General features: G+C 25.4%; 26 protein-coding genes and 1 pseudogene. 7 read left to right on the top strand and 20 right to left on the bottom strand.

Going from position 1 to position 25,858, the window contains the following annotated elements; genetic code table 11:
* The first annotated feature begins 22 nt into the window (after window positions 1-22).
* A complete protein-coding gene (locus HMPREF1092_RS01160) occupies window positions 23-1,909 on the top strand; it encodes a PTS fructose transporter subunit IIABC (RefSeq protein WP_002596745.1) in 1,887 nt (628 codons plus the stop codon).
* Between the two features lie 125 nt (window positions 1,910-2,034).
* Here HMPREF1092_RS01160 and HMPREF1092_RS01155 read toward each other — a convergent pair whose 3' ends face one another.
* From HMPREF1092_RS01155 to HMPREF1092_RS16355, 3 genes are read right to left on the bottom strand one after another with little or no spacing between them, the layout of a single operon-like run.
* Window positions 2,035-2,310 carry a hypothetical protein gene (locus HMPREF1092_RS01155; protein ID WP_040413593.1) on the bottom strand — a complete coding sequence of 92 codons (276 nt, stop codon included), beginning with the start codon at window positions 2,308-2,310 and terminating at the stop codon, window positions 2,035-2,037.
* Between the two features lie 45 nt (window positions 2,311-2,355).
* Complete coding sequence (locus HMPREF1092_RS01150) at window positions 2,356-3,585, bottom strand: hypothetical protein (protein ID WP_002596743.1); 1,230 nt, start codon at window positions 3,583-3,585, stop codon at window positions 2,356-2,358.
* A gap of 11 nt (window positions 3,586-3,596) precedes the next feature.
* Entirely contained in the window at window positions 3,597-5,270 is a 1,674-nt protein-coding gene (locus HMPREF1092_RS16355; RefSeq protein WP_002596742.1) for an AAA family ATPase, read from the bottom strand.
* Between the two features lie 485 nt (window positions 5,271-5,755).
* On the opposite strand from HMPREF1092_RS16355, the gene HMPREF1092_RS16910 reads away from it, so the two are divergent.
* A complete protein-coding gene (locus HMPREF1092_RS16910) occupies window positions 5,756-5,872 on the top strand; it encodes a VOC family protein (protein WP_002596741.1) in 117 nt (38 codons plus the stop codon).
* 9 nt (window positions 5,873-5,881) lie between these two features.
* Window positions 5,882-6,121, top strand: coding sequence for a VOC family protein (locus HMPREF1092_RS01140; protein ID WP_002596740.1), 240 nt, complete (start codon window positions 5,882-5,884; stop codon window positions 6,119-6,121).
* An 87-nt stretch (window positions 6,122-6,208) separates the two neighbouring features.
* On the opposite strand, the pseudogene HMPREF1092_RS17790 reads toward HMPREF1092_RS01140, so the two are convergent.
* The 5 genes and pseudogenes from HMPREF1092_RS17790 to rbsK form a co-directional block, all read right to left on the bottom strand.
* Window positions 6,209-6,289, bottom strand: a pseudogene (locus HMPREF1092_RS17790) (SHOCT domain-containing protein); the annotation flags it as partial.
* Window positions 6,290-6,429: 140 nt separating this feature from the next.
* Window positions 6,430-6,567 carry a PH domain-containing protein gene (locus HMPREF1092_RS17835; RefSeq protein WP_479723509.1) on the bottom strand — a complete coding sequence of 46 codons (138 nt, stop codon included), beginning with the start codon at window positions 6,565-6,567 and terminating at the stop codon, window positions 6,430-6,432.
* Window positions 6,568-6,648: 81 nt separating this feature from the next.
* Window positions 6,649-7,830, bottom strand: coding sequence for an MFS transporter (locus HMPREF1092_RS01135; RefSeq protein ID WP_002596739.1), 1,182 nt, complete (start codon window positions 7,828-7,830; stop codon window positions 6,649-6,651).
* 43 nt (window positions 7,831-7,873) lie between these two features.
* A complete protein-coding gene (rbsD, locus tag HMPREF1092_RS01130) occupies window positions 7,874-8,269 on the bottom strand; it encodes a D-ribose pyranase (RefSeq protein WP_002596738.1) in 396 nt (131 codons plus the stop codon).
* Window positions 8,270-8,275: 6 nt separating this feature from the next.
* Window positions 8,276-9,205, bottom strand: coding sequence for a ribokinase (gene rbsK, locus HMPREF1092_RS01125; protein ID WP_002596737.1), 930 nt, complete (start codon window positions 9,203-9,205; stop codon window positions 8,276-8,278).
* A gap of 868 nt (window positions 9,206-10,073) precedes the next feature.
* On the opposite strand from rbsK, the gene HMPREF1092_RS01120 reads away from it, so the two are divergent.
* A complete protein-coding gene (locus HMPREF1092_RS01120; protein ID WP_002596736.1) occupies window positions 10,074-11,258 on the top strand; it encodes an MFS transporter in 1,185 nt (394 codons plus the stop codon).
* Between the two features lie 195 nt (window positions 11,259-11,453).
* On the opposite strand, the gene citG is transcribed toward HMPREF1092_RS01120, so the two are convergent.
* The 8 genes from citG to HMPREF1092_RS01080 all read right to left on the bottom strand — a co-directional run bounded on the left by citG (window position 11,454) and on the right by HMPREF1092_RS01080 (window position 19,114).
* Window positions 11,454-12,320 carry a triphosphoribosyl-dephospho-CoA synthase CitG gene (gene citG, locus HMPREF1092_RS01115; RefSeq protein WP_002596735.1) on the bottom strand — a complete coding sequence of 289 codons (867 nt, stop codon included), beginning with the start codon at window positions 12,318-12,320 and terminating at the stop codon, window positions 11,454-11,456.
* The gene (citX, locus tag HMPREF1092_RS01110) at window positions 12,313-12,843 is read right to left on the bottom strand and encodes a citrate lyase holo-[acyl-carrier protein] synthase (RefSeq protein WP_002596734.1); all 531 of its coding nucleotides are present in this window, start codon (window positions 12,841-12,843) and stop codon (window positions 12,313-12,315) included. Before citX ends, citG begins: the two co-directional genes overlap by 8 nt.
* Window positions 12,844-12,940: 97 nt before the next feature.
* Window positions 12,941-14,479, bottom strand: a complete 1,539-nt coding sequence (gene citF, locus HMPREF1092_RS01105) for a citrate lyase subunit alpha (RefSeq protein ID WP_002596733.1) — start codon at window positions 14,477-14,479, stop codon at window positions 12,941-12,943.
* Window positions 14,469-15,374 (bottom strand): citrate (pro-3S)-lyase subunit beta, encoded by a 906-nt coding sequence (citE, locus tag HMPREF1092_RS01100; RefSeq protein ID WP_002596732.1) that lies wholly within the window; start codon window positions 15,372-15,374, stop codon window positions 14,469-14,471. Before citE ends, citF begins: the two co-directional genes overlap by 11 nt.
* Window positions 15,374-15,667, bottom strand: coding sequence for a citrate lyase acyl carrier protein (gene citD, locus HMPREF1092_RS01095; protein WP_002596731.1), 294 nt, complete (start codon window positions 15,665-15,667; stop codon window positions 15,374-15,376). The genes citE and citD overlap by 1 nt, the downstream gene beginning before the upstream one ends.
* A 27-nt stretch (window positions 15,668-15,694) precedes the next feature.
* Window positions 15,695-16,747 carry a [citrate (pro-3S)-lyase] ligase gene (citC, locus tag HMPREF1092_RS01090; protein ID WP_002596730.1) on the bottom strand — a complete coding sequence of 351 codons (1,053 nt, stop codon included), beginning with the start codon at window positions 16,745-16,747 and terminating at the stop codon, window positions 15,695-15,697.
* Window positions 16,748-16,797: 50 nt separating this feature from the next.
* On the bottom strand, window positions 16,798-17,940 hold the full coding sequence (locus HMPREF1092_RS01085; RefSeq protein ID WP_002596729.1) for an NAD(P)-dependent malic enzyme: 1,143 nt from the start codon (window positions 17,938-17,940) through the stop codon (window positions 16,798-16,800).
* A 202-nt stretch (window positions 17,941-18,142) separates the two neighbouring features.
* The gene (locus tag HMPREF1092_RS01080) at window positions 18,143-19,114 is read right to left on the bottom strand and encodes a sugar-binding transcriptional regulator (protein ID WP_002596728.1); all 972 of its coding nucleotides are present in this window, start codon (window positions 19,112-19,114) and stop codon (window positions 18,143-18,145) included.
* A gap of 507 nt (window positions 19,115-19,621) precedes the next feature.
* Between HMPREF1092_RS01080 and HMPREF1092_RS01075 the strand changes: the two genes are divergently transcribed.
* Window positions 19,622-20,545 carry a DMT family transporter gene (locus HMPREF1092_RS01075; protein ID WP_002596727.1) on the top strand — a complete coding sequence of 308 codons (924 nt, stop codon included), beginning with the start codon at window positions 19,622-19,624 and terminating at the stop codon, window positions 20,543-20,545.
* A gap of 108 nt (window positions 20,546-20,653) precedes the next feature.
* Here HMPREF1092_RS01075 and HMPREF1092_RS01070 read toward each other — a convergent pair whose 3' ends face one another.
* On the bottom strand, window positions 20,654-20,980 hold the full coding sequence (locus HMPREF1092_RS01070; protein ID WP_002596726.1) for a winged helix-turn-helix transcriptional regulator: 327 nt from the start codon (window positions 20,978-20,980) through the stop codon (window positions 20,654-20,656).
* A gap of 244 nt (window positions 20,981-21,224) precedes the next feature.
* Here HMPREF1092_RS01070 and HMPREF1092_RS01065 point away from each other — a divergent pair, with 244 nt between their 5' ends.
* Window positions 21,225-23,168 (top strand): FUSC family protein, encoded by a 1,944-nt coding sequence (locus tag HMPREF1092_RS01065; protein WP_002596725.1) that lies wholly within the window; start codon window positions 21,225-21,227, stop codon window positions 23,166-23,168.
* Window positions 23,169-23,215: 47 nt separating this feature from the next.
* Here HMPREF1092_RS01065 and pfkA read toward each other — a convergent pair whose 3' ends face one another.
* On the bottom strand, window positions 23,216-24,166 hold the full coding sequence (gene pfkA, locus HMPREF1092_RS01060) for a 6-phosphofructokinase (protein ID WP_002596724.1): 951 nt from the start codon (window positions 24,164-24,166) through the stop codon (window positions 23,216-23,218).
* A gap of 54 nt (window positions 24,167-24,220) precedes the next feature.
* Window positions 24,221-24,601, bottom strand: a complete 381-nt coding sequence (gene gloA, locus HMPREF1092_RS01055; protein ID WP_002596723.1) for a lactoylglutathione lyase — start codon at window positions 24,599-24,601, stop codon at window positions 24,221-24,223.
* A gap of 253 nt (window positions 24,602-24,854) precedes the next feature.
* On the opposite strand from gloA, the gene HMPREF1092_RS01050 reads away from it, so the two are divergent.
* Entirely contained in the window at window positions 24,855-25,661 is an 807-nt protein-coding gene (locus HMPREF1092_RS01050) for a dimethylarginine dimethylaminohydrolase family protein (RefSeq protein WP_002596722.1), read from the top strand.
* A gap of 35 nt (window positions 25,662-25,696) precedes the next feature.
* Here the strand turns inward: HMPREF1092_RS01050 and HMPREF1092_RS16905 are convergent, their stop codons facing one another.
* Window positions 25,697-25,843 carry a MetS family NSS transporter small subunit gene (locus HMPREF1092_RS16905; protein ID WP_002596721.1) on the bottom strand — a complete coding sequence of 49 codons (147 nt, stop codon included), beginning with the start codon at window positions 25,841-25,843 and terminating at the stop codon, window positions 25,697-25,699.
* Window positions 25,844-25,858: the final 15 nt, after the last annotated feature.

Here is a 25,858-nt window from a genome sequence, read left to right as displayed (position 1 = left end):
TTAAATCTAGGAGGAAAAACAAATGAAAATTTCTGAGTTATTAAGAACTAATACAATATCAGTAGATTTAAAAGCTAAAGATAAATTAGATGTAATAAATCAATTAGTTGATTCACTTTATAATGCTAATTTATTAAATGATAAGGAGCTTTATAAAAAGGAAGTTTTAAGGCGTGAGGAATTGTCCTCTACCGGAATTGGTGGAGGAATAGGAATTCCTCATGGTAAAACATCAGCAGTTAAAGAATCTGCTCTAGCTTTAGGTATTTTTAGAGATGGAGTTGAATTTGATTCTTTAGATGGTGAACCTGTAAATATAGTATTTATGATTGCAGCTCCTGAATCAGCAAATAATGAGCATTTAGAGACACTTTCAAAACTTTCTATTCTTCTTATGAATGATGATTTTAAAAATTCATTATTAAATTCTAAAAGTGCTGAAGAAGTGTTTTCTCTCCTAGATAAATATGAAGAGAAAGATTCTGCTGAAGAAGAAAACGTTTTAACCAATGATCCTTCAGGAGAAAAATATATAATTGGAGTTACAGCTTGTCCTACTGGTATAGCTCACACATATATGGCTGCTGAATCTTTAACTAAAACTGCACAAGAATTAGGTTATAAAGTAAAAATAGAAACTGATGGTTCAACTGGTGTAAAAAATGGTTTAACTAAAGATGATATAGATAAAGCTGATGGAATAATAGTTGCAGCAGATAAGAAAGTTGAAATGGATAGATTTCTTGGAAAACCTGTTGTGATAGTTCCTGTTACTCATGCTTTAAAAAGACCTAAAGAACTTATTGAGGAATCATTAAATAATGCTCCTATTTATACAGATAAAAAAGAAGAAACTTCAATTGCTGGAATGCTTGGAACTAAAAATAGAACAGGTGTATATAAACATCTTATGAATGGTATTTCAAATATGCTTCCTTTTGTAATAGGAGGTGGAATCCTTATAGCATTATCTTTTGTATTTGGAATTCACTCTGCAGATCCTAATAGTTCTCAATACAATATAGTTGCTTATGTTTTAAAAACCGTTGGCTCTAAATACTCATTTTCTCTAATGGTTCCTGTACTTGCAGGTTTCATAGGTTCAAGTATAGCTGATAGACCTGGTTTTGCTCCTGCAATGGTTGGTGGTTTTATTGCTGCTAACACAGATGCTGGATTCCTCGGTGGACTTTTAGCTGGTTTTCTTGGTGGATATGTTGTTTTATTATTAAAGAAAATATTTAATAAATTTCCTGAAAGTCTTGCTGGACTTAAACCAATGCTTATTTATCCTGTTCTTGGAATATTAATTACTGGTGGATTAATGTTATTATTTGTTGCTCCTCCTGTTGCAATGTTAATGCATGGAGCTGAACATTTATTAAAAACAATGGGAACTGGATATCTTGTATTATTAGGTGCCATAGTTGGTGGAATGATGGCTGTAGATATGGGTGGTCCAATTAATAAAACTGCTTATACTTTTGCTATTGCTATGTTGGCTTCAGGAGATTCTGCTCCAATGGCAGCTGTAATGATTGGTGGAATGGTTCCTCCATTAGTAGTTGCATTATCTTCAACTTTTGCAAAACATAAATACTCTAAAGGTGAAAGAGATGCTGGTAAAACTGCTTATGTTCTTGGATTATCTTTTATAACAGAAGGAACAATTCCATTTGCAGCAGCAGATCCAATAAGAGTAATTCCAGCGTGTGTTGTTGGTTCAGCTATAGCTGGTGGATTATCAATGTTATTTAAAATAACTATGCCAGCTCCTTTTGGAGGAATATTTGTATTCCCATTAGTAGGTGGAAGTGCATTATTATATTTATTATCATTAGTAATTGGTTCAGTAGTTGGTGCAATTATATTAACTATAATAAAGAAACCATTAAAAGATATAGCATAATATAATTTAAAATATAATCTATTATAAATATATTATATTTATCAATAATGAGTAAAAAACAACTAAAAAACTCTTATGACTTTATAATCATAAGAGTTTTTATTTATATATCATAATATAAAATTCTATTCAATTTCTTCATTTATAGTAATCTCTAAAATTAAATATATCATTACCAAAAAGCTTAAAATCATAAATATTCCTAGAAAAATATAGTTAACTATTGCTATTATTGAATAGTCTAAAGAAAAATTTATATAAAGTATTTTATCTATAAACCTTTCATTTAATAGACTTTCGCTTAGCCTTGGATTTTTAGGTATAGCTAATAAAGTCCATATAATGGCAAAGGCACCCCATTTCTTTAATAATCCTTTAATTACACTTTTTATTAAATCCAAATTTATATCTCCTCTCATCAACCATCCAATATCTTAAACCTTTCTTTATGAATCAGTTATTTTTAATATCAAATTATCACTTAAAAGTAACCCTTCTACTTCTAAATCAATATCTAACTCAGAAAAATATTCATATTTATTATTCTGTTTATATTTTATAAATTTAATATATTCTAATAATTCTTTTATTCCTTGAATTATATTATTTGTATCTTTTGTATATTTTACTTCTCCTATCACTACTTTATTTAATTTTTTATCATTTATATTTCTTATCTCAATTAATATATCGGGTCTTCCATTAAAAACTTTTGAATATCTTTCTCTTATGTTAGGAAAAATTTTTTTTGCAATATTATTTGTTTCATTTATTATTTCTCTTCTTTTATTTATAACTATATTTTCAATATCAGATATTTCTTCTAAATCTACTTTAAAGCTTATTTCATTACTTCCTGTTGAGTTATGATATATTGTATAAATGTTCTCATTATCTCTCCATTCCGCTACTTTAGTATTTTTATCATCTAATATATATAATTTTGCATTTTTTGTGTTTTCTTTTATTATTCTAACTACCCAATATAATTCAAATAAGGTCCAATCATTTAAAATATCTATAAAAGTTCTTTTAAATAAATTTTCTACCTCTTCCTTATTTAAATTTAGTATCTTTTTATATCTCTTAAGTAATTTAGCTGATTGACTATAAAATTTATTTCTACTATTTATTACTGAATTTATCATTTTATCTGTAATATATTTTTCTTCTATTTTAGATAAATATATATTTTTCTTATATACATTTATGTTTTTTAATAAGACCTCTTTATCTAAATCATAATTATCATATATTAAGTCACTCGTTTCAGTAACTATTTCATACAATATTTTTAATAGCTCATTTAAAACTATATTTTCTTTTGCAATATGATTTTTAAAGTTCTCTTTACATATAAAAATGCTACAGTCTTTTGGATTTATATTATATCTTTTTATTATGCTTTTATGCCATAATATATTGCCTCTAATATTTCCTTTAGTTAATATCTCTTCTTTAGCTATAGATGTATTTAATCTTTTAATATTTATTTTTAAACTCTTTATATAGCTTAAAACTTCTTCATCTAATAAAAAATGTATTTTTAAAAGTTTTTCCAAGTTATCAATATTAAAATTTAAATCTTTTAAATAAGGATTTATTGATAATTTTCCACTTTTAAGATAAATTATGAGTTCTTTTTCAATAAATTTTATAATTTCTTCTTTTGTCATCTTTAATTATCCTAATATAAATCTAAAGAAAAGAAATCCTCTATATATTTTTTCAATTTATCTATATTTATTTTTACTCCTAATTTATTTATCTCTTCTAGCTTATCTATAAATCCATTTATAATATCTTCATTTACTCCTTCAAATTGTGGTAATACATATAAAATAATTGCTGAAGTCCAATCCTCTTCTTCTTCAACATAACTCACAATATCCTTAATTATTGCTGGACCAATTTCTCTATAATCATTTATTCCTAACCATAGATTATAAATTGCATCTACATTATTTATATTTCCTATTGTCTCTTCTTTTATATTCCATATTGAAAAATACTCTCTAATTAATTCTTTTGTAATATTAGATGGAACTTCTATAGGAATTATTGCAAATCTTCTCATAAAAGCATAACTCATCTCATATAGCGTATTTTTATCTAATGTATTTATAGTTCCTATCATTCTCCAATCCTTTGGAATAAGATATTGATTGCTTTTTATATCTCTTGGATCTGTTATATTTTCTTCGCTTATTATCTCTATATTTTCTCTATATTCATTTTTAAAGCTTAAATCTATATCATCACCTGAAAGAACAGAAAAGAATACTCCAAAAGCTTTATCTATATCAGCTCTATTCATTTCATCTACTATAAGCCATTCATTTTTAACTTCATTTCTTTCATCTTTAAAACAAGATAAAAATATTCCTTCATCAAAATATAAATTTGATTTTGAATCAACTTTATAACTTCCCATAGTTTCATATGTAGTCCAGTCTGATATTGCTGTAGTCATTTTATATTCGACTTCAAAAGATTCACATATCTCTTTAGCTAATTTAGATTTTCCACTTCCAGGTACACCTGCTAAAATAATATTTTTTCCACTCTTTAAAGCTTTATTTACTCTTCTCTTTATCTCTTCTTTATTTTCAAATATTAAATTATCTATCTTTATCTCTCTATCCATGTTAACTTCTATATCTTTATAATTTTTCTTTCGAATACTTATAGGAAACATTTTTTGAAAATTATCAATTGAATACCTTTTGAAAAATTCATTCTTATTTTTATGCCTTTTAGGTATTTCAAAATATTTTTTTATATAATCTACAGTTTTTCTAACTAATTCTTTTTCTTCTTTTTTTATAAAAATAGTTCTTTTATCATTTTTTAATTCTATAAAAATACCATATTCCAATATAGCTTTTAGTAATGTTCTTGAATTAGCGAAATTATCTGGTCTTGAAACCTTAATTTTTTTATTTATGTTATCATGAAAATACTTATAATAATCTATTTCTAACCTTTCTGATTTAAGTATATTTTCACATATATCTATCCAAATAATTTTAGGATTACCTTCGCTAATTACATAAGGATTTGGTACATAATATGTTAAAATCCAAAATATTATATAATTTAAAAGTTGTTTATCACTTAAAAGAAAAAGAAATTCATTTACTTCAAAATATTTATTTCCTCTATTTTCTATTCCAAGCTGACACGCAAACTTATATATGCTCTCTTTATAACCTTCAAAGTTAGTATTAATAGAATTAAAATCAAAAGTTGAGAAGGTTTTTTCCCATTTTAAATTATTTATTAAATAAGGATACATTTTTAATAAATCTCTTAAATTTTTAAGGTTTATACTTTTATGTATTATAGGTGTAATCTCCATATAAATCTTTCATCTCCTTCTCAAATAATATTTATTTTTCTCTATTTTTATTTTATTTAACCAACTTTTTATGGATTTTATTTTTTAAATTTTATATAAATAAAAAAAGAGTGCTTAAATCAAATTTAAACACTCTTTATATATTTAACTATAATTTAAAGCTTATTAAAAAAGAACCCAAAACAAAAGGCTATTATAACCCATCCGCTCCCAATAATAAAAGTTCTAATTTTTTCATACATAATATCACTCCTTATATTAATGTAAGCATTATTAGAATTTATCAATAGTACCCCTACCATTTGTATTTATTATATTATCATCATTTAAACAAATGATTTCTAATTATTATCTTCTTCATGAATTCTTTATGATTTTATTCTTAAGAATTTATATATAAAAAATTATATTTAATTTTCCTTATACTTTTTAATATTTATAAAATGATATAATTATAATAGTTTATAAGAAAAGAGATGATTAAGATGAAATATCAATTAACTACTATTAATGTAAAAAATCTAGATGAATCTATTAATTTTTATACTAATATATTAGATATGAAAGTTATAAATAGATTTTCTCCTAACAAAGGTGTTTAAATAGCTTTTATGAAAGGTGAGGAGTCAATAGTAATTGAGCTTATTGAAGGGCATGAAAGCTGTAATAATTCAGGAAATATTACATTAGGGTTTGGAGTAGATAATTTAGAAGATACTATAAAAAAATTAAAAACTTCTAATGTTGAAATACTTGAAGGGCCTATCTCTGTTGCTAATGGAGTAAAAATTCTATTTGCTAAAGATATAAATGGAGTAAAATTATCTTTCCTTGAAAATTTAAAATTTTAATTGTTAATAGTGAGAATTTTATTTATTCTCACTTTTTATTTTTAATTTTTATATAAAAATATCAATTTTAAAAATATAATACTTATTTTAAACTATATCTTTAAGTATTTTTCCTTTAGCTTCTTCAAACTCTTCTTGAGTTAAAACTCCTGAATCTCTTAACTTTCCTAATTTGGCTAATTAATTTATTCTATCTTCATTTGTTTCCTCTACAATTCTAGGTCTTAGCATTCTGTTCTTATAAAGTCCTAATTCTTCTGTTATATGACTAACCATTATTTTTGCATATTTATTTAAAACTTTATCAATTATAATATATTCTGCTCATTCCATATTTTTATCCTTGAAAATATAATTCCAGTTTCATATTCTACTGAATTAACTTTATCTAAAGTTATATCTTTTTGCTTTAATCCATAAATTAATTCTTTATCTAAAAATCTAATTATAAATAAAAGAGTAAATCAAACTTTAAATTTGACTTACTCTTCTAATATTTAAATTCTCTTTACAAACCTTATTACTATTTAAATTTTCATATCAGGATTAGCTGATTGTAATTTACCACTTGCAATTATTATACAAGCTATTACTAAAGCTGCAATTGAAATTGGGAATATAAGTGAACCATGTCCATTTGTTATTAAATATCCCCCTATTAAGTTACTTATTATTTGAGGTATACATAAGAATATATTATTTATTCCCATATATTCTCCAAGTTTTTCTTTTGGTGCAACTACAGGTATTAATGCATAGAATACAACTTGTAGCATTGCATATCCAAGTCCATAAACTATTGTAAATGCCCATAATCCAGTTAATGATTTTACATTCCATCCAATAAAGAAAGATGCTCCAAATATTATACATGCAATAAGTATTATTATTTGCTTATTAAACTTATCACACCATATTCCTATGAATATTGAGAATATTACTCCCATAGCTGTAAATCCAACAAGTGCATAACTTATATCTGTACTTGAGAATCCATTTACCTGTGTATAATAAGGAATCCAAAATGGCATTATAAATCCATATCCTATATAGAAGAAAAATGCACACATAAATAATTTCATAGCACTTTTATTTTTTAAGAAATCAAAACTTATTTTTGTAGGTTTTAATTTTTCTGTAGTATCTTCTTTCACGAAAAAAGTTACTATAAGTATTGGTACCATTACAGCAATTATAACTGCTAAAAATGGAAGGGATTTTGATATATCAAATAAATCAACTCCTAAGAAGAATACTAAAACTCCTCCTAATCCAAAGAATAATTTTCCAATTCCATTAACCATACCAATTTTATCTGGTGTAACTGCCTCTGGCATCCATGAATAATATGCACCTTGTGCAAAATTCAAAGAACCATAGAAAATAAATGCAAATATAAACATTAATATATATTCTGTTGAGAATCCTAGTAAAAACAAAGCAATTGATCCAATTATTCCACCAAGTAAAACCCAAGGTTTTCTCTTACCAAACTTACAATTAGTTCTATCACTTATTGCTCCTCCCAAATATGGAAATAACATTCCTGTTACAGGAGCCATAGCCACTAAAATTGCTAATTTAAATGCTGATGGTGTAGCTGTCTTTACTAATAATGGTACTACTGTACTATTCATATTCCACGCAATTCCTAATCCTATACTAGGTAATGCTATTAAAAATGGTGTTAATATCCCCTTATTTTTCACAATTTTTCTCTCCTTTATTGTGCTAATGTTTAATTTTAATTAACTAAAATACAACTCCTGATTTTAGAATAATATTAGCATATGGTGTTTGCTCTCCTGTTCTTATAACTGCTCTACAATCTTTTAAGCTTGTCTTTAATTCTTCATGAGATATAAAAGTTATTTTTGTATCCCCTATCTCTTTTTTTATTTCCTCAAAAAGACTTGGGCTAACTTCTTTTGTTTCAGTTGCAATTAAAACTTCTTCTATTTGAAGTTCTAAAAGAACAGCTTTTAATGTATCTATGAATCTTGGTAGATTTTTTATTAATGCTAAATCAATTCTTTGAACTCCCATTGGTATAGGTAATCCACAATCTCCTATTGCTAAAGAATCTGTGTGCCCCATTTGTGATATTACTGTTCCAATTTCATTGTTTAATAATTGTGTTTTTCTCATTATAATTTACTCCTCTCCATATACTTTTATTACTTCTTCTAAATTTGGTATTGAAGGTTGTGCTCCTTCTCTTTGAACTGCTATTGATGAAACTTTATTTCCAAAAGTAACAGCTTTAATTAAATTTTCAAAGTTTAAATCATTTATATTAAGTTTTGAACTTAATCCCCCTATAAAACTATCACCTGCAGCTGTAGTATCTACTGCATTAACTTTAAACGCTTTTACTAATTCTGCTCTTTCATTGTTTATTATTGCAGCACCTTTTTCACCTAATGTTATAATTGCAAATTTAACTCCAGATTCTAATAATTTTTTTCCTGCTAATTTAGCTGTATCTAGATCATTTACTTTTATTCCAGTTAAAAGCTCTGCTTCTGTTTCATTTGGAATTATTATATCTGTAACTTTTAATAATTCTTTTTTTATTTCTTTTGCTGGTGCTGGATTTAATATTGTTATTTTTCCATTTTCCTTTGCTATATTAAATGCTTTAATTGTCATATCTTCTGGTGTTTCAAATTGAGAAATTAATATATCACTATTTTTTATCTTTTCTTTTGATTTTTCTATTTCACCTTCATTTATATTCATATTTGAACCTGAAATAACTATTATTGAATTATCACTATTTTCATCAACAGTTATCATTGCCATTCCTGTTGGATTTTTTTCATCTTCAAATATTAAGCTTGTATCTATTTCATCATCTTCTAATAATCTTTTTAAGGCTTTTCCATTATCATCTAACCCTATCTTTCCAATCATTGAAACTTCATTTCCACATCTTTTAGCTGCTACAGCTTGGTTTGCACCTTTACCACCAGCTATTTTTTCAAAAGATTTAGAAAGAATAGTTTCCCCAACTTTTGGCATATCTTTAACCTTTATAACTAAATCCATATTAATGCTTCCTAAAACACATACTTTATTCATAATATTCCCCCGATTTCTTTAATATAAATTTTAGTAAACCGTTTTACTTTGTTTATAAATTTATAATACATCTTATGAAAACGTTTTTCAAGTATTTTTTATAAATATTTTGTAAACAACATTTTTTTCATTTTATATAATTAGCTATACACTATTTTAGATGTATACTTATAAAATACTTTTTGATTTCTATATTAAAGATATTTCTATATGTAATTTTTATATAAATATCTATTAAGTATAATCCATTTTAAATTAAAAAATATTATCTTTATTTATATTTTTTTCTGATTATTTTTTATTCAATTCTATTTCAATCTTATGAATACGTTTTCTTAAAATTCATTATTTTAGCCTATTTTTTTACTTATATAATTCTTTTAATTTTTCTTTTTTTATTGTAATATTAAAATAAAAATACATAATTACATTTTCCATATTAAGTAAAAAGTAATCGATTAAATAAAATTTTTTAGATCTCATTTATTCTATTTTCAAATCCATTTTCTACTTACAAAATCAAGCATTTATAAGCATTTAATCCTTTTATGTAATTATATTTATTATATTAAATTTATTACCTGTAAATATTTACTTTTAGAAATTTTTCAATCTCCACAACTCTTAATCTACCTCATTTCCATAGTATTCTTATATAGGAATTTTAAAATTTTTCTTCTATTTTTTATGCTCACTTTTATTGAAATTCTATTAATTTTATAAATAAACTTTAAATATTATCATTTTAGTGATTGCAAGTTTTAATTCTTAGTATATACTTTATTTCAGAAAGATTATTACGTTTACAAAAATGAATGTATAGATTTACAGAAATATATTTATATTATTATTAGAGGAGGAATTATATATGGGAACTAAAAAGAAAAGTGCTCTTATTCCATTTCTTATTGCTTTACCAAGTATAGGTCTTGGATTAGCATGGAATATGAATAGTACAGTTGTACCTTTATTAGTAAAAACTGTAACACCTTCAGCATTTAAACTTGCTGTACTTGTTACAATGGCTCCTGTTACAGGAATTATATTCCCTTACATAGCTGGAGCATTAAGTGATAGAACAAACATGAAGCTTGGAAAGAGAAAACCTTGGGTTTTAATAGGTGGTATTATAGGTGCCGTTGCCTTGTTCTTATTAGGTTTCTCTACAACTTATATAGAAATGTTTATTTTTGCATTTATAGTATATGCATCTTTAAACTTCTATCAAGGAGCTTATTATTCATGGATGCCTGAAGCAGTTGAAGCAAACCAAATTGGTCTTGTTACAGGTCTTGGAAAATTATTCTTCTCTTTAGGTGGAGTTATAGTTTTCTTTACAGGAGTTAGTCTTTTCGATAAGTCTAAATCCCTTCCATTCATAGTTGTTCTAATTGTTGTATTAATACCAATTATACTTGCAACATTATTTGTTAAAGAAGATACTAGCAAATTCCATAAGCCATCAAAACTTAGCTTAGAAGTATTAAAAAATGTTAGTGCTATGAAAGTATTTATGTGTGCTTTCTTCTTCTATATTGGTTATGGATTAATAATGCCATTTTGGCTTCCATACTACTCAAATTTAGGTATTTCAGATGCTAACATTAGTTATGCATTAGTTGGATTTACTGCAATAGGACTTATTCTATCATTATTCGTTGGAATGTGGTGTGATAGATTCAATAAACAAATAATATTCCTTATATCTTGTATAATATTTGGAGCATCATTTATTATTGGATGGTGGGCTCACACAGTTACTGGTCTTTGGATATTTACAATAGTATATGGTCTTGGATTCGGTATCATGAACGTTGTATTCTATGCATTAATACCAGTTGTTTCACCAAAAGAAAAGCTTGGAGAATACATGGGAATAAATAATGTATTCTTATGTATACCTCAAATAGTTGGTAATTTAATAGGTGGATCATTAATTTCAAACGGACGTGGATGGATGATATTCCCAATTTCAATTGCAGCTTTAGTAATAGCTTGTATAATAATTGGAGCTGGTAAAATCAAACCTTTAAATCCAGATATAAAACTTTAAGAAAATAAGCTATTTCAAGTAATACTTGAAATAGCTTTTCTTTTTTATTTTAATAAACTTTTTAAATTAACAAATATATTTTATTTATGGTTTCTTTAATCAATTATAATAAATATTTTTACTATAAATTGTCTAATACTTTGATTAACTTCTTAATATATATTATGAAAACCTATCTATATTGTGATAACTAATTCATACTTTATGTGGATTTTCTTTAATAAAAAACTCTTTTTTCACTAAATCTAACAGTACTACTATAGCTAATATATCTGCACTTCCTCCAGGACTGATATTTTTATTTATAAACTCATTATTTAACTCATTTAAAATTTCTATACTATCCTCTCTATACATTCCACCAAGCTTTAAGACTTCTTTAGCTTTGTTTTTAACATAATGCAAAGTTTTAAAATTATGTCTGTGTAATATAGTTGAATCATCGCACTTACTCATTATCACTAATAATGTATTTATTAACCTTTTTTGATTATCTAAATCCTTAAATTTCTCATAAACTGATAGCCCTAAATCAAATGCCAGAGGAATTCCATTTTCTGCTTCTCCTCTAACTCCTGTTATACCATATTCTAAATATAATTTTTCTCCATGAGATAAATTTTTAGAATTTTTTTCTACTTTCAGAAGTTCATCTGTTATGCCTTCACACATACTTTTTATAGTATTCTTTATACATTTAAATTCATTATTATTTGATATTGTATATGAAATAGCTGCTAAAGTTATTCCCATAAGAAATATCATTCCTTTATGAGTATTTATTCCTTTTGTTTTATTAAACATTTCGGCCTCTGCTTTTATTCCTATTTCTCTTAAATTAGAAAATAATATTTTTAGGTCTTTTTCTCTAAAACCTTCTAAAGCAAATTCAAACATATATTTATTTAAAGCTGATGTACTATCAATAAAAGTATAGAAATTCATATCTTTATGAGAGCCATTAGATATTGGTGAAACTAATCCAGGTGATGGAAAACATGAAACTTCATATAGCATAGCTTGTATAGCAAATTCTGATAATTTAAATGAAATATCAAACATTAGTATTCTCCTTAATAAACTTATCTATTAATATATCTATAGCTCTTATAACTTCTTCTATACTATGAGATCTCTCTCTTGAACAAACCACTGCATCTTTTTCACAAACTAAACATTTTCTTTTTTCTATATTAAAATTTGCTCTACTTAAAAGTTCTCCATTTTTATCAAATACATCTATATCAAATAATCTACCTAGTAAAGAAACATATTCTATATTAATCATATGTTTCTTTATTTCTTTAGCTGGTGAATCTACTAAACAAAAAAATTCATATCCTGATTCTCTTTCTATTTTCTCAGAATATATAACTTTTATATTTTCACTTTTTAAAGTTTTTTCTATAAGATTAATACCTTCATTGAAAACTAATTTATATTTATCACTTACTTTATAAATTCCAGGTATATTCAAAGTAAAAGAAATTAACGTATTTTTATATGTTTTTAAAAGCTCTCTTTGTCTTAACACTCTTTTTTCTTTTCCTTCTAAAATTTTAAATATTAATTCATCAGCATTCATAGTATTCACCACTTTCTATTATGTAAAATTAGGAGATATCTTTATAAACTAAAATTTAATCTAATAGCTTTATTTAAGATACCTCCTTATATAATTATTATTTAACTTTTCTTATAACGTCTATAATAGAACCATCTCTATATTCTACAACAGCTACAACTTTATCTTCAAATTCAATAGCTTTTGGTTTTCCAGTTAATTTATAAGCTTTTTCTTTTAATTCTTCTATTGTAAACATAGGTATACTTGTCTTTGATAATCTTTCTATTAAATCAGTTCTTTTTGGATTTACTGCAATCCCTCTATCTGTAACTACTACATCAATACTATCTCCTGGAGTAATTGTAGTAATAACATTATCAACAATTGTTGGGATTCTTCCTCTAACTAATGGGCAAACTATCATAGAAAGCTTTGCACCTGCTGCTGTATCACAATGTCCACCTGATGCTCCTCTTAAAACTCCATCAGAACCTGTAATAACATTTACATTAAAATTAGTATCAACTTCTAATGCACTTAATATTACAAAATCTAAAAGATTTACTGCACATCCTTTATTATGTGGATTTGCATAGAATGATGCATCAATTTCATAGTGATTTGGATTTTTTCCAATTGATTTAGCTGCTCTTAAGTCAAAACTTTGTGTATCAAAAAGTTTTCCAACTAATCCTTCCTCATGCATTTCTACAAATTGTCCAGTTATTCCACCTAAAGCAAAACTAGCTTTTATATCTTCTTCAATCATTTTATCTTTTAAAAATCTAGCAACAGCTAATGAAGCTCCACCAGTTCCACATTGCATTGAAAATCCATCTTTAAAATATCCTGATGCAAACATAACTTGAGAAGCATATTTTGCAATTAATAATTCTCTTGGATCTTTTGTATATCTAGTTGCCCCTGAAACTATTCCAGATGGATTACCAATTTGATCTATTTTAACTACATAATCGACATCAACTTGCTCAATACTTGCTGGTACATTTGGATATGGAACTAAATTATCAGTTATTAATACAACTTTATCCGCAAATTTAGCATCTACTTTTGCATATCCTAATGAACCACAAAAAGATTCTCCTTCATATCCATTAGCATTACCATAATTATCACAACAAGGCACTCCTAAAAAGGCAACATCAATTTTTATTTCTCCACTTTCAATTGCTCTTGCTCTTCCACCATGTGATCTAATAATTATTGGATTTTCCATTAATCCATTAGATATTTCATTTGCTAATTCTCCCCTAATTCCACTTGTAGAAATATTATTTACTACTCCATTTTTAATATGTTCTATTAAAGGTGAATGCACTCCATTTAATGAACTTGGAGCTATAGTGATATTTTTAATTCCCATTTTAGCAATTATATCCATAACTCTATTTAGAATATAATCTCCTTCTCTAAAATGATGGTGAAATGATATTGTCATTCCATCTTTTAATCCAACTTTTTTAATAGCTTCTTCTATACTATCTAATAATTTTCCTTCTCCTGGCTCTATTTTACTTATAGTTCTTCCTCTTAATCTTCCTGTTGGTTCTAAAGCAAATTCACCATTAAATACTTTTTTATCATTTAATTCTTTTAAATTATCTGGTATTTCTCTTCCGATTTTATTTATCATTATTTTCACCTCCAAAATCTATAACAACTCCAGCAGCTTGTGCAAGCATTATAGCTCTTTGTGCTCTAGCTATAATTGGTTTATCAACCATTTTACCATTTAATGATACAACTCCTGAACCACGTTTCTTAGCCTCTTCACTTGCTTTTATTATTTTAATAGATTTATCTATTTCTTTTTGTGATGGAGTGTAAATCTTATGAACTGGATCTATTTGTCTTGGATTTATAACTGATTTTCCATCAAAACCTAATTGTTTTATTAATGTTGTTTCTTTTATGAATCCTTCTTCATCATTAACATCTGAGAATACAGTATCAAATGCATATATTCCAGCAGCTCTTGCAGCTAAAAGAACTTGGCTTCTTGCAGTTAATAATTCTATTCCTTCTAAAGAACGAGTAGTTTTCATATCAGTAACAAAGTCTTCTGCACCAATTGCTATCCCCATCAATCTCTTACTTGAAGTTGCAATTTCATAAGCATTTATAACACCTAATGCACTTTCAACAGCTGCCATCATTCCAGTTTTTCCAACAGGAATTCCTGCTTCTTTTTCTATTCTTTCAATTTCTCTTTCAACATCTATAACATCTTGAGCAGTTTCTGTCTTTGGAAGTCTTATAATATCTGGCTGTGCTCTAACTATAGCCTCTAAATCTTCCATTCCATATGGAGTGTCAAGTCCATTTATTCTTACAACAGTTTCTACTCCTTCATAATCTAAACTTTTTAAGGCATTAAATACTAAAAGTCTTGAAGTATCTTTTTCATTTATTGAAACAGAATCTTCTAAATCAAACATTATTGAATCTGCACCATAAATATGAGCATCTTTAATCATTCCTGGATTACTTCCTGGAACATACATCATTGTTCTTCTTAATTTATACATTATTTAACACCTCCGAAATCAAATTTTCCACTTTCTGTACCACGAGCGACTGCTGCTTGAACTCTTGCTTTTATTACGCAATCTAAAGCTCCTTTATCAGTTGCTCTAACAATTACATTAGAAACATTAAGTTCTTTTAAAGTTTCTAATATAACTTTTCTTATTTGATCTCCAAATTGTTTTTCTACTGTACTGTTTAACTCTAATTCAATCCCTGAGTTTCCAGGTTGAATTGTTATAAGAATATCACTTGATTCAATTGTTCCTGCTGATGCAGCTTTTACTATATTCATATTATTTCCTCCTTTGTATACTGACAATTATATTTTCTTTATTTTATCCACAATTTCTATTCCATCTTCAGAATTTAAGAAATCATATGTACTTTGAGGAATAAAATTCCTCAATTCATCAAATTTATCCTCTTTTATAAATTCTCTAACCTTTGAAGCACTAATTATCTCATTATTAAAAGTTTTTCTTTCTACTTCTATTAATTCTATATCATTCTCTGGTAAAATTTCTTTTAAAACTTTATTATATTCTGATGTCACTTTACAAATTGGCTCAGTTCCTACATATCTTTTATTTATGTTAAGACTTTTTGCTATATATTTTACAAAAATTTTAGCATCAAGTTCTGCTTGAGACTTTAAAATATCATTTTCATTCTTTAAAAAATATGTTGGAAAAGTCGCACTTGAAATAATGTAATCCTTAGCTTTATGTAATATTACATTATTTAATCTACCTATTCCTTTTTCCACTAAATCATATCTAACCTTTGCTGGAAATATAGATTTATCTTCATCTAATATAAATAAATGTACCAAATCATTTTCATTTGAAGCTTTTTCTATTAAATATTTATGCCCTAATGTAAATGGATTGCAATTCATAACTATTGAAGCTATATTTTTATAATTTTTTGAATTTATATCCTTATATAAACTTTCATTTATAAGTTTATTACAATATCTTTCGATTCCGTGTTTATCATTTTCTAATATAATGGCTTTTTCAGCTCTCTCTAACGTGTAAAAACCTAATTGATTAAATAAATTTTCATTATTAGGTTTAGTAAAAACAAATAATCTTGAGTTTCCTATCCTATACTCTTCATTTATAAGTTCAGAGGCAATAATATTTGAAACTCCATAACCTCTAAACTCTTTATCAATAGCCATACATTTTATAACATTTCCTCCAAAAGAACCTGTTCCAATTATTTGTCCATTATTTTCTAAAGTTACTGTATAATCAATATTATTATCTAATTCTAAACCTTGAATTTTCAAAAAATCTTCTACCTTTTTAAGTTCAGATTTATTTGGCTTGTAAAATATATTTTTTTCAAAATCATAAAATCCCATATTATTACCTCCTTTCTAAAATTTATTTTAAGTTATTTATAATGAGCAAATTATTTAAGTAATGAATTAGCTACTACATCTACTACTTCTTTATTAAATACACTTGGTATTATATTATCTTCATTTAAATCTTTACTACTTATTAAACTAGCAATTCCTTTTGCTGCATTTATTTTCATTTCATCAGTTATATTAGTAACTCTTCCTTTTAATGCTCCTTTAAATATTCCTGGAAATACTAAAAGGTTATTTACTTGATTTTTAAAATCTCCTCTACCTGTTGATACTATTCTAGCACCACCTTTCTTGGCTTCACTAGGTAAAATTTCAGGTATTGGATTTGCTAAAGCAAATATTATGCTATCTTTATTCATAGTTTGTATCATTTCTTTAGTAACTATATTTCCTACTGATACTCCTATAAATACATCTTTATTTTTAATTATTTCTTCAAGCTTTCCGACTTCTCTTTCTTTATTAGTCATAGCTGCAATTTCTTTTTGTGGTTCATTTAAAGAATTATCTCCTGCAACTAAAGCTCCATTTATATCAGCTAACACTATATTTTTTGCCCCTGCTGCTATTAAAAGTTTTGCAATTGCTATTCCTGATGCTCCTGCTCCATTTATTAATATTTTAATATCCTCTATTTTCTTGTCTACAATTTTTAGTGAATTAAAAAGTCCTGCTAAAACTGCTATTGAAGTTCCATGTTGATCATCATGATATACAGGTATATCTAATTCTTTTATTAGTCTTTCTTCTATTTTAAAGCATTCTGGAGCTTTTATATCCTCTAAATGTATTCCTCCAAACCCTGGTGCAATAGATTTACATATTTCAACAATTTTATCTGGATCGTTTTCATTTAATGCAATTGGAAAAGCATCAACTCCAGCAAATTCTTTATGAAGCAAAGCTTTTGCTTCTACAACAGGTAGTCCACCTTCTGGTCCTATATCTCCTAAACCAAGTACAGCTGTTCCATTAGTTATTACTGCAATTGTTCTACCTTTAAGTGTATAATCATATACCTTTTCTTTATCAGCTGCAATTTCTAAACAAGGAGCAGCAACTCCTGGAGTATAAACTATAGATAAATCTTCTTTATTTTCAACGTTAAATTTACCTTTAATTTCAATTTCACCCATCTTTTCTTTATGTAACCTTAAAGACTCTTGTTTAACATCCATAATTACACTTCCTCTTCTTAAGTTTTCACTTGATTTTATACTTAGATAATATCACCATAAAAATCCTCTGTCAAAACATTTGTGTAATTATTAAACAAATGTTAAAAATATTTCTGTAAAAATATTTTATTTTTATAAATGTTATTTGAGCAACAAAAAAAGGGTTTACCTATATTAAATAAATAGTACAAACCCTTTTTAATTAGTTTTTTAAATCTGATTTTAAACCTAGTACTTTAGTTGCAGTTTCAGCATCTGTTATTAATACATTTATGAAATTTCCGTTTAAAGCTCCTAGTATAGCTTCGGCTTTTAATTTACCTGAAGAAACTCCAATTCTATACTCTATATTTTTTATTATATTTATATCTACTCCTATAACTTTTTGATTTATAGAAGATTCAGTTATATTACCATAAATATCATATACATGCCCATACATGCACCCTACAGCATTTCTTCTATTTATATCATCATCTAAATAATCTTTCCAAAGAGATGAAGCAAACACTGCGTTTACAGTTCCAACTCCAGTTAATGCAATTTTAGATTTACTAGCAGAAAATATCAAATCATTTATTACAGGTTCTTGCAAAAATGATTTTCTAGCATAGTCATTATCCATATATAAAGGAGCATATAAATATTTATATTTTCCACTATATACATTAGCCAGTCTTCTAATAAGCTCTGGTGAATCTATTAATAAATTATCTTTTGCAGCTGATCCCACTAATTGAACTACAGTAATTGGCATCTTATTAGTTGGTTTCATATGTTTAATAACATTTGATATTGTTTTTCCCCATAAAACACCTACAGTATCATTTTCAACTATTATCTTTTGAAGATATTCTGCTCCAAATTTTCCAAGGGCATATATTATTTCATCATAAGGTAAAGTCTGATTATCTATTATAATGGCATCTTTAAGTTCAAATTTTTGTACTAATTCTTTTTCTAAAGTCTTTAGTCTTTGTCTAGGATAATTTATATTTATTTCTACAACTCCTTTATCTCTCGCTTCCTGAAGATACTTAGAAACTTTAAATCTAGTAGTTTCTAATTCATTTGCAATTTCAGATTGAGTCATAGATTTATCATAATACATACTAGATAATTTAGCTAAAAAATCTTGTTTTTCGGTTTGATTCATTTTTTCATAATCTTTCATAATCACTACCTCAAATCATATATTATTTTTTAAAATCTTTTTTATTATATTCTAACTTATATTAACTTTCAATCATACACATTTTCTAAATAAAATACTTAAATTAACTTTTTAATAATAAATAAAATAAATCTATTTTTAAACATTTGATTAAAAACTAAACAAATGTTTTGACTTTAGAATTTTTATTTGTTATTCTTAACTTAAGAATTAAAAACTTACAAATTATATTTAGTAAATTTTATTTTTAAAATTTCAACTAATAAACTAATGTAAAAATATTCAGTAGTAATTCACGCGCCTTATGATAAGGTTTACAGATATATGAATATACTTTATTATTTTTACTAATAAATGTTAAATTAAATAAAAAGGGGGCTTTTATATATGGGGCTATATAAAAAACTAAAAACTTAAGCTTGTAAATTGAAGTGAAATTTTCAGAAAATTTCATATAATCACTTTATTCTGTAACTTTAAAACAAAAGAGGAAGGAAGAGATCTACTATGTCAAAATACAAAGGTTATATATTCATATTTTTAACTGCATTATGCTTTAGTACTCAAGAAATAAGTGGTAAATACTTAGCAATGGACAAGCTTAATGCTTATCAAATCAATTCAGTTGCATTTTTAATTGGAGCAACAATTTTATTACCTTTTGCAATAAGCGATATGAGAAAATTTCATATAAAACTTAAAACTAAAGATTGGTTATACTTTTTACTATTAGGTGTTATACAAGTTTCTGTAGGAATGTCTTTATTACAAGAAGCTTTAGTATTTACTACTCCTGCCATAGTTGCAATTCTTGTTTGTTCAAATGCAATAATGACAGTTCCATTAGCAAGAATAGTAAATAAAGAACAATTTGATCCTCGTTCTTGGATTGCTATAATAATAGCTGCTATAGGAATTATAGTCATATTCAATCCATTTGCAGGTGCTGCTGGAAAAGATGCTGAACAACATTTAATTGGTGTTACTTTAGCCTTATTAGGAGCAATTTCAATTGCCCTATTTAATGTTCTAGCAACAAAAACAATAAAAAAATATGGAAAAGCAGTAACTAACAGTTTTTCATTCTATCTTGGTGTTTTAGTTATGTTTATATTCATGTTAATATTCCATATTCCTATAATTAAAGGTATTAATGGACATAGCTTTGCTTTATTAGTATATGTTGGTGTTGTTGTAAAAGGTTTAGGCTTCTTCTTCTTCTTAGGTGCTATGAAAGAAACTTCCGCTATAACTGCAACAAGTGTATTTTATATAAAACCAATTTTAGTCCCAATTTTAATGCTTTTAATTATGGGAGAAATGATAACTACAAATGTATTAATAGGAACAATAATAATAATAATTGCTTCACTAATAATTTTCCAAATAAAGAGAATAAACGCACGCCAAAACTCTATATCCGCTCATTAAATATTTGATAATTTAATTATACCAAAAGGCATACTTTTAATTTTTATAAAAATAGAACCTTTAGAAAACTATTATTTTAAATCAGCTTTCTAAAGGTTTACTTTTTTATTATTTATTCCCATAATATTTAACTGACCATTCTTCTATCAATTTCATTGCTTTACCAAGTTCTCTTCCCTTTTCAGATAACTTATATTCTACTCTTGGAGGAACTTCTGCATATACTATTCTTTCTACTATCTCTTCCTCTTCAAGTTCTTTAAGCTTTTCAGTTAAAACTTTTTGGCTTACACCTGATGTTACTCTTTGTAATTCTAAAAATCTTTTTGGTCCTTTATATAAATGACATATTATTATACTTTTCCATTTTCCTCTAATAGTTTCAAATCCTAAATCTAACAAACATACATATTTTTTATTTTTATATTCTATCACTTTATTCACCTCATTGGTTAATTAATATACTTATATAACTATATCTATTTATCTATAATCATATCTTATTATATAGTTTTATTGAAAACATTATAAGCAAAAGTTTTAATAGAAGTATTACTATTCTTATAATATTATATATTTTAAATTTATAAAATTTGAAAATTTATACCATTAGTGGTATACTCCTCAAAAAGTAATATATTAAATTTTAAAATTAAACTTTTAATTAAGAGGTATACAAATGAAAAAATTAATAGTAAATAATACAATTTTGTTTGCATGTATTATGGCATATATATTTCTTTTTAAATTTATATTTGGAAATGATAATATTTTAGTTGCTGTAATGTCTATAACCGGTATTCTAATGTTTATGGGAAAAGATTTGACTGGAGAACCAATAAAAAATACTTTTGGACTAGTTTTCTTCTATTTATTAATAGGAATAGGAACTTTTTTTGCTGCAAGTAATATGTGGTTAGCCATTCCTATAAATTTTATAATAGTATTTTTCATAAGTTATTCTTTTGGCCACATTTTAAAAACTCCAATGTATATTCCATTTACTTTTCTATATTTATTTTTATTAGCATATCCAGTACCATTATCAGCCCTTCCTTTAAGATTAATTTCTTTAGTATTCGGAGCATTAAGTATAATGGTTCCTCAATTTTTAATTAATAAGAATAAAATTGAAAAAGCAAGTGAAAAAATATTTATAGGCCTATTAGAAATGCTTAATCACAAAATACAATTTATTAACTCAAATAAGTCTACTGAAGAATTAGATATTAAAATAAATTCTATGATTCAAAATTTAAAAGATATAATTCATGATAAAAAAGAAAAAAATTTTTATATTGTAAAAGAAGGTAGAGATAGTTTAGATATTTTAGTTTCTATAGAAAAAATAAACCTTTTAATATCAAATATAAATCCAAAAGAAAATATTCTAAATGATGTATCTAAGTTTTTCTCTATTTTCAAAGAATTTTTAATAAATAAAAACCCAGAGGAGCTTGATAAATACATACTAAATTTAAATAATAAATATAGTAATTCTGTAAGTAATTTAGAAATACAAATTCTAAGTTCTATTATATTTTTGAAAAATTCAACTAATAGAGTTTCTATTATAAATAAAGAAAGTAATAAAACTAAAATAACAAACAATATTCAAGATGATATTTATGGATTAAAAAATATTAAATTTAACTCAATAAAATTGACTTATGCTTTTCATGTAGCAATTGAAGTTTCAATAGCATGTTTTATAATGGATTATTTTAATTTACATCAAGGTAGATGGATTATGTATACTGTTTTATCTCTTACAAATCCAATTTTTGAAATTACAAAATCAAAAGCAAAGGACAGAATTATTGCTACAACTATAGGTGCAATTTTTATAGGTGTTACTTTTAGTATATTTAAAGATAATGTAATTAGAAGCTTTATAATCATTGGAGCTGGGTATGGAAATATATATTGTAAAACTTATAGACAAAAAATTATTTTTGTTACAATATCTGCAATAGGAGCTGCTGTAATGGTTAATGCAACTGAAGCTTTAAATAGTACAAGCCATATTGTATCTAATCCAATTTTATTAAGTTTACAAAGAATTATATTTATTTTAATTGGTGCTTTAATTGCATTATTAATAAATAAATTTATATTTAAATATGATTCTGAAAAAGCTAATAATAATTTAAATAATATCTCTAATGAATTAACAAAAGATTTATTAAATAACTTAGATAAATTATTTGAAAAAGATAAGTTAGATCATTATATAAATAATGTATATATCTTAATTTCTCAAATAAATGATACTATTAAAAACAATATTAATATATCTAAGAAGAAAGATATTTATGATAACTATAAAATTTTAAACAATCATAAGTTGCTATTTGTATCAACTATTTATGAACTAAATAAATTTGTGCATAATTTATCTTTAACTAATGAATCAAAAGATAATCTTAGAATACTTACTTCTAAACTTAATAATATTAATTCAATTTTAAATGAAAAAGATACAGTTTTTGAACTATCAAATTTTAAAGATTTAAACGAAAAAATAATAGTTAGTTCTTTAATAGAAATAACAAATAATTATATTATTTTAAATAACTTAATAGAAATAAATGATAATACTGAAGCTTTATCTCCTGCTTAAAGCTTCATAAAAAATAGTATCTCAAATAATTGAGATACTATTTTTTATTATAAAAGAAGCTCCATGAAATCATATTGCTCTTTTTTAATATCTTTCTCTTTATTAACATCTTTAATATCTACGCTTATCATTTCATTATTGCGTACACCAACAGCTTTACCTGATACTCCTTTTTTAAGAAGTTCTACAGCATGTGCTCCCATTCTTGAAGCTAAAATTCTATCTGCTGCAGATGGATTACCACCTCTTTGAATAAATCCAAGTACAGTACTTCTTACACCAATACCAAGATTATCTTCTAAATATTTTTGAACTTCTTCAATATCATACATTCTTTCAGTTATTATTATGATACTATCTTTCTTTCCTTTTTCTATATTCTTTTTAAGGGCATTTTTTATCTGTTCAAGACTTAACTTTCTCTCCGGAGTTGAAATTATTTCTCCTCCCCCAGCTATTGCTGAATAAAGAGCTAAATCTCCACAATATCTTCCCATAACTTCTACAATTGTAGCTTTTTCATGAGAAGCATCAGTATCTTTTATTTTTCTTATACAATCCAAAACTGTATTTAGGGTTGTATCAAATCCTATACAATAATCTGTATATTTTAAATCGTTATCAATAGTTCCAGGAACACCTATAACCTTTACATTTAAATCATGAAGTTTTTGTGCTCCTTGAAAAGAACCATCTCCTCCAATTACAACTACAGCATCTATTCCATATTTTTTTAGATTATTTAGGCCTTTTAATCTTCCCTCTTCTGTTGTAAATTCTGGACATCTAGAAGTTTTTAATATAGTTCCTCCTGATTCAGAAATATAATCTACATCAGATTCAGTTAATTTATATATTTCTTCATTAAGAAGTCCTGTATATCCCCTTTTTATTCCAAAAGTTTCTATACCGTATTTAGTTGAAACTTTTACTATAGCTCTTATAACCGCATTCATTCCTGGTGCATCTCCACCACTTGTTAAAATTCCTATTTTCATGGTTTTCTCCTTCGCAATTAAAATTATAATTTATTCTATGTTGTAAGCTTAAAATTATAATCTTATTACTTCAATTTGATATCCATCTGGATCAGTTACAAAATAATATTTTGGTTGTTCTCCTGGTAATCCTTTTAAATCAGTTACTTTATACCCTAATTCTATATGCTTTTCTCTAAATTCTTCTAAATTTTCTACTCCAATTGCTGTATGACTAAATCCATTTCCTAATTCATAAGGTTTTTCTACATCATAGTTGTAAGTAAGTTCTATTTCATATCCACCTTTTTCATTTGATAAATAAACAAGTGTAAATTTATATTCAGGAAAATCCTTTCTGCTTGTTTCGATTAATCCTAAAGCTTCTTTATAAAACTTTAAAGATTCTTCTAAATTTTTTACTCTAATGCATGTATGTAGCATTTTAACTGCCATAGTTATCACTCCTTAAATAAATTTTTTAATCACAATATTTTATATTCCCCTTTTTATCATATCATTTTTTTAACTTTTAAATAAACTGATTTACCTAAAAATAAAATAATATTAATAATAATTTTTTTTAAGAATATGGTGAATACTAAATAAAGTATTATATAATTTATTATTTATATAATTGTATATATTATTTTATTTATAATCTGTATTAGTTGATGCTAATAAAAAAGTAATTATAGAGGTGAAATTTATGGATATAAGTCATAAGAATCATTATGAGGAAATTGGTACATTTATAATGTGCTATCCTTCTAACTTTAAATTACTTCATTTTTCCCTATTAAAAAAATTAAATAGGAATAAAATGTTTAAGCAATATAATGATTTTATAAATCTTCTTATAAATCAAGGATCTAAAGTTCAGTTTTTAGAACCTATTTATGGAGCTAATCAAGTTTTTACTAGAGATATTGGCTTTGTAATTGATGATATTCTCTTTATTTCTAAAATAGCAAATAAAAATAGAGCTAAAGAAACACTTGCTCTTGAAGAATATATAAAAGGCAAACATAAAAAAATATATAAAATGAAAAATCCTATTGAAGGTGGGGATGTTCTTATATATAATGATTATATTTTTGTTGGTATGAGTAATAGAACAAGTATGTCTGGCGCACTTGAACTTGGAAATTATCTAAAATCATTAAATAAAAATTATACTATAATTCCTATTAATTTTAATAAAGATAAAATGTTGCACCTTGATTGTGTTTTTAATATTTTAGATGATAACCATGCTGTAATTTCAAATTATGTTTATGATAAAGCTATAATTCAAAAAATAATAAAAAACTTATATTATTTAGATGATAAAACTACTTGTGAACTAGGAACAAACTTTATTAATTTAGGAAAAAAAAGAATTGTAACCTCTCATAAAAAAGTAAAAAAACTACTAGAAAAGTTAGGATATAAAGTTTTCTATTTAGATTATTCAGAAATACTAAAAGCTGGTGGCGGATTTGCATGTAGCACACTTCCTGTTTTTAGAAAATAAAAAGAGATTCAATATAAAATATTGAATCTCTTTTTTTAAGCATCACATTCTAAATTTTCATCTTTTCTTAAATCTGCTTCTAACTTTTTCTCATTTCTAAGAAGTATTGTTAGTGAAGCTACAAATCCACCCCACAATACAGTTGCTCCAATTATGAAAAATAATATTGATGTTCCTGTCATTTTTATTATCTCCCT

Origin of the sequence: Clostridium thermobutyricum (assembly GCF_000371465.1) — a bacterium.
In the GTDB taxonomy this organism is placed as follows: Bacteria; Bacillota; Clostridia; order Clostridiales; family Clostridiaceae; genus Clostridium; species Clostridium thermobutyricum.
This window is presented reverse-complemented; position numbering and strand designations above follow the sequence as displayed.

Bases quoted from the DNA above. Each gene is read 5' to 3' on its own strand.
- pfkA (WP_002596724.1), bottom strand. From the start codon at position 24,166: ATGAAAATAGGAATTTTAACAAGTGGTGGAGATGCACCAGGAATGAAT.
- citG (WP_002596735.1), bottom strand. From the start codon at position 12,320: ATGTTTGATATTTCATTTAAATTATCAGAATTTGCTATACAAGCTATG.
- citF (WP_002596733.1), bottom strand. From the start codon at position 14,479: ATGATAAATAAAATCGGAAGAGAAATACCAGATAATTTAAAAGAATTA.
- HMPREF1092_RS16910 (WP_002596741.1), top strand. From the start codon at position 5,756: ATGAAATATCAATTAACTACTATTAATGTAAAAAATCTAGATGAATCT.
- HMPREF1092_RS01140 (WP_002596740.1), top strand. From the start codon at position 5,882: ATGAAAGGTGAGGAGTCAATAGTAATTGAGCTTATTGAAGGGCATGAA.
- rbsD (WP_002596738.1), bottom strand. From the start codon at position 8,269: ATGAGAAAAACACAATTATTAAACAATGAAATTGGAACAGTAATATCA.
- citD (WP_002596731.1), bottom strand. From the start codon at position 15,667: ATGAATATAGTAAAAGCTGCATCAGCAGGAACAATTGAATCAAGTGAT.
- citX (WP_002596734.1), bottom strand. From the start codon at position 12,843: ATGAATGCTGATGAATTAATATTTAAAATTTTAGAAGGAAAAGAAAAA.
- HMPREF1092_RS01080 (WP_002596728.1), bottom strand. From the start codon at position 19,114: ATGAAAGATTATGAAAAAATGAATCAAACCGAAAAACAAGATTTTTTA.
- citC (WP_002596730.1), bottom strand. From the start codon at position 16,747: ATGGGATTTTATGATTTTGAAAAAAATATATTTTACAAGCCAAATAAA.
- gloA (WP_002596723.1), bottom strand. From the start codon at position 24,601: ATGGCAGTTAAAATGCTACATACATGCATTAGAGTAAAAAATTTAGAA.
- HMPREF1092_RS01065 (WP_002596725.1), top strand. From the start codon at position 21,225: ATGAAAAAATTAATAGTAAATAATACAATTTTGTTTGCATGTATTATG.
- HMPREF1092_RS16355 (WP_002596742.1), bottom strand. From the start codon at position 5,270: ATGGAGATTACACCTATAATACATAAAAGTATAAACCTTAAAAATTTA.
- rbsK (WP_002596737.1), bottom strand. From the start codon at position 9,205: ATGAATAAAGTATGTGTTTTAGGAAGCATTAATATGGATTTAGTTATA.
- citE (WP_002596732.1), bottom strand. From the start codon at position 15,374: ATGTATAAATTAAGAAGAACAATGATGTATGTTCCAGGAAGTAATCCA.
- HMPREF1092_RS16905 (WP_002596721.1), bottom strand. From the start codon at position 25,843: ATGACAGGAACATCAATATTATTTTTCATAATTGGAGCAACTGTATTG.
- HMPREF1092_RS01075 (WP_002596727.1), top strand. From the start codon at position 19,622: ATGTCAAAATACAAAGGTTATATATTCATATTTTTAACTGCATTATGC.
- HMPREF1092_RS01085 (WP_002596729.1), bottom strand. From the start codon at position 17,940: ATGGATGTTAAACAAGAGTCTTTAAGGTTACATAAAGAAAAGATGGGT.
- HMPREF1092_RS01160 (WP_002596745.1), top strand. From the start codon at position 23: ATGAAAATTTCTGAGTTATTAAGAACTAATACAATATCAGTAGATTTA.
- HMPREF1092_RS01050 (WP_002596722.1), top strand. From the start codon at position 24,855: ATGGATATAAGTCATAAGAATCATTATGAGGAAATTGGTACATTTATA.
- HMPREF1092_RS01150 (WP_002596743.1), bottom strand. From the start codon at position 3,585: ATGACAAAAGAAGAAATTATAAAATTTATTGAAAAAGAACTCATAATT.
- HMPREF1092_RS01120 (WP_002596736.1), top strand. From the start codon at position 10,074: ATGGGAACTAAAAAGAAAAGTGCTCTTATTCCATTTCTTATTGCTTTA.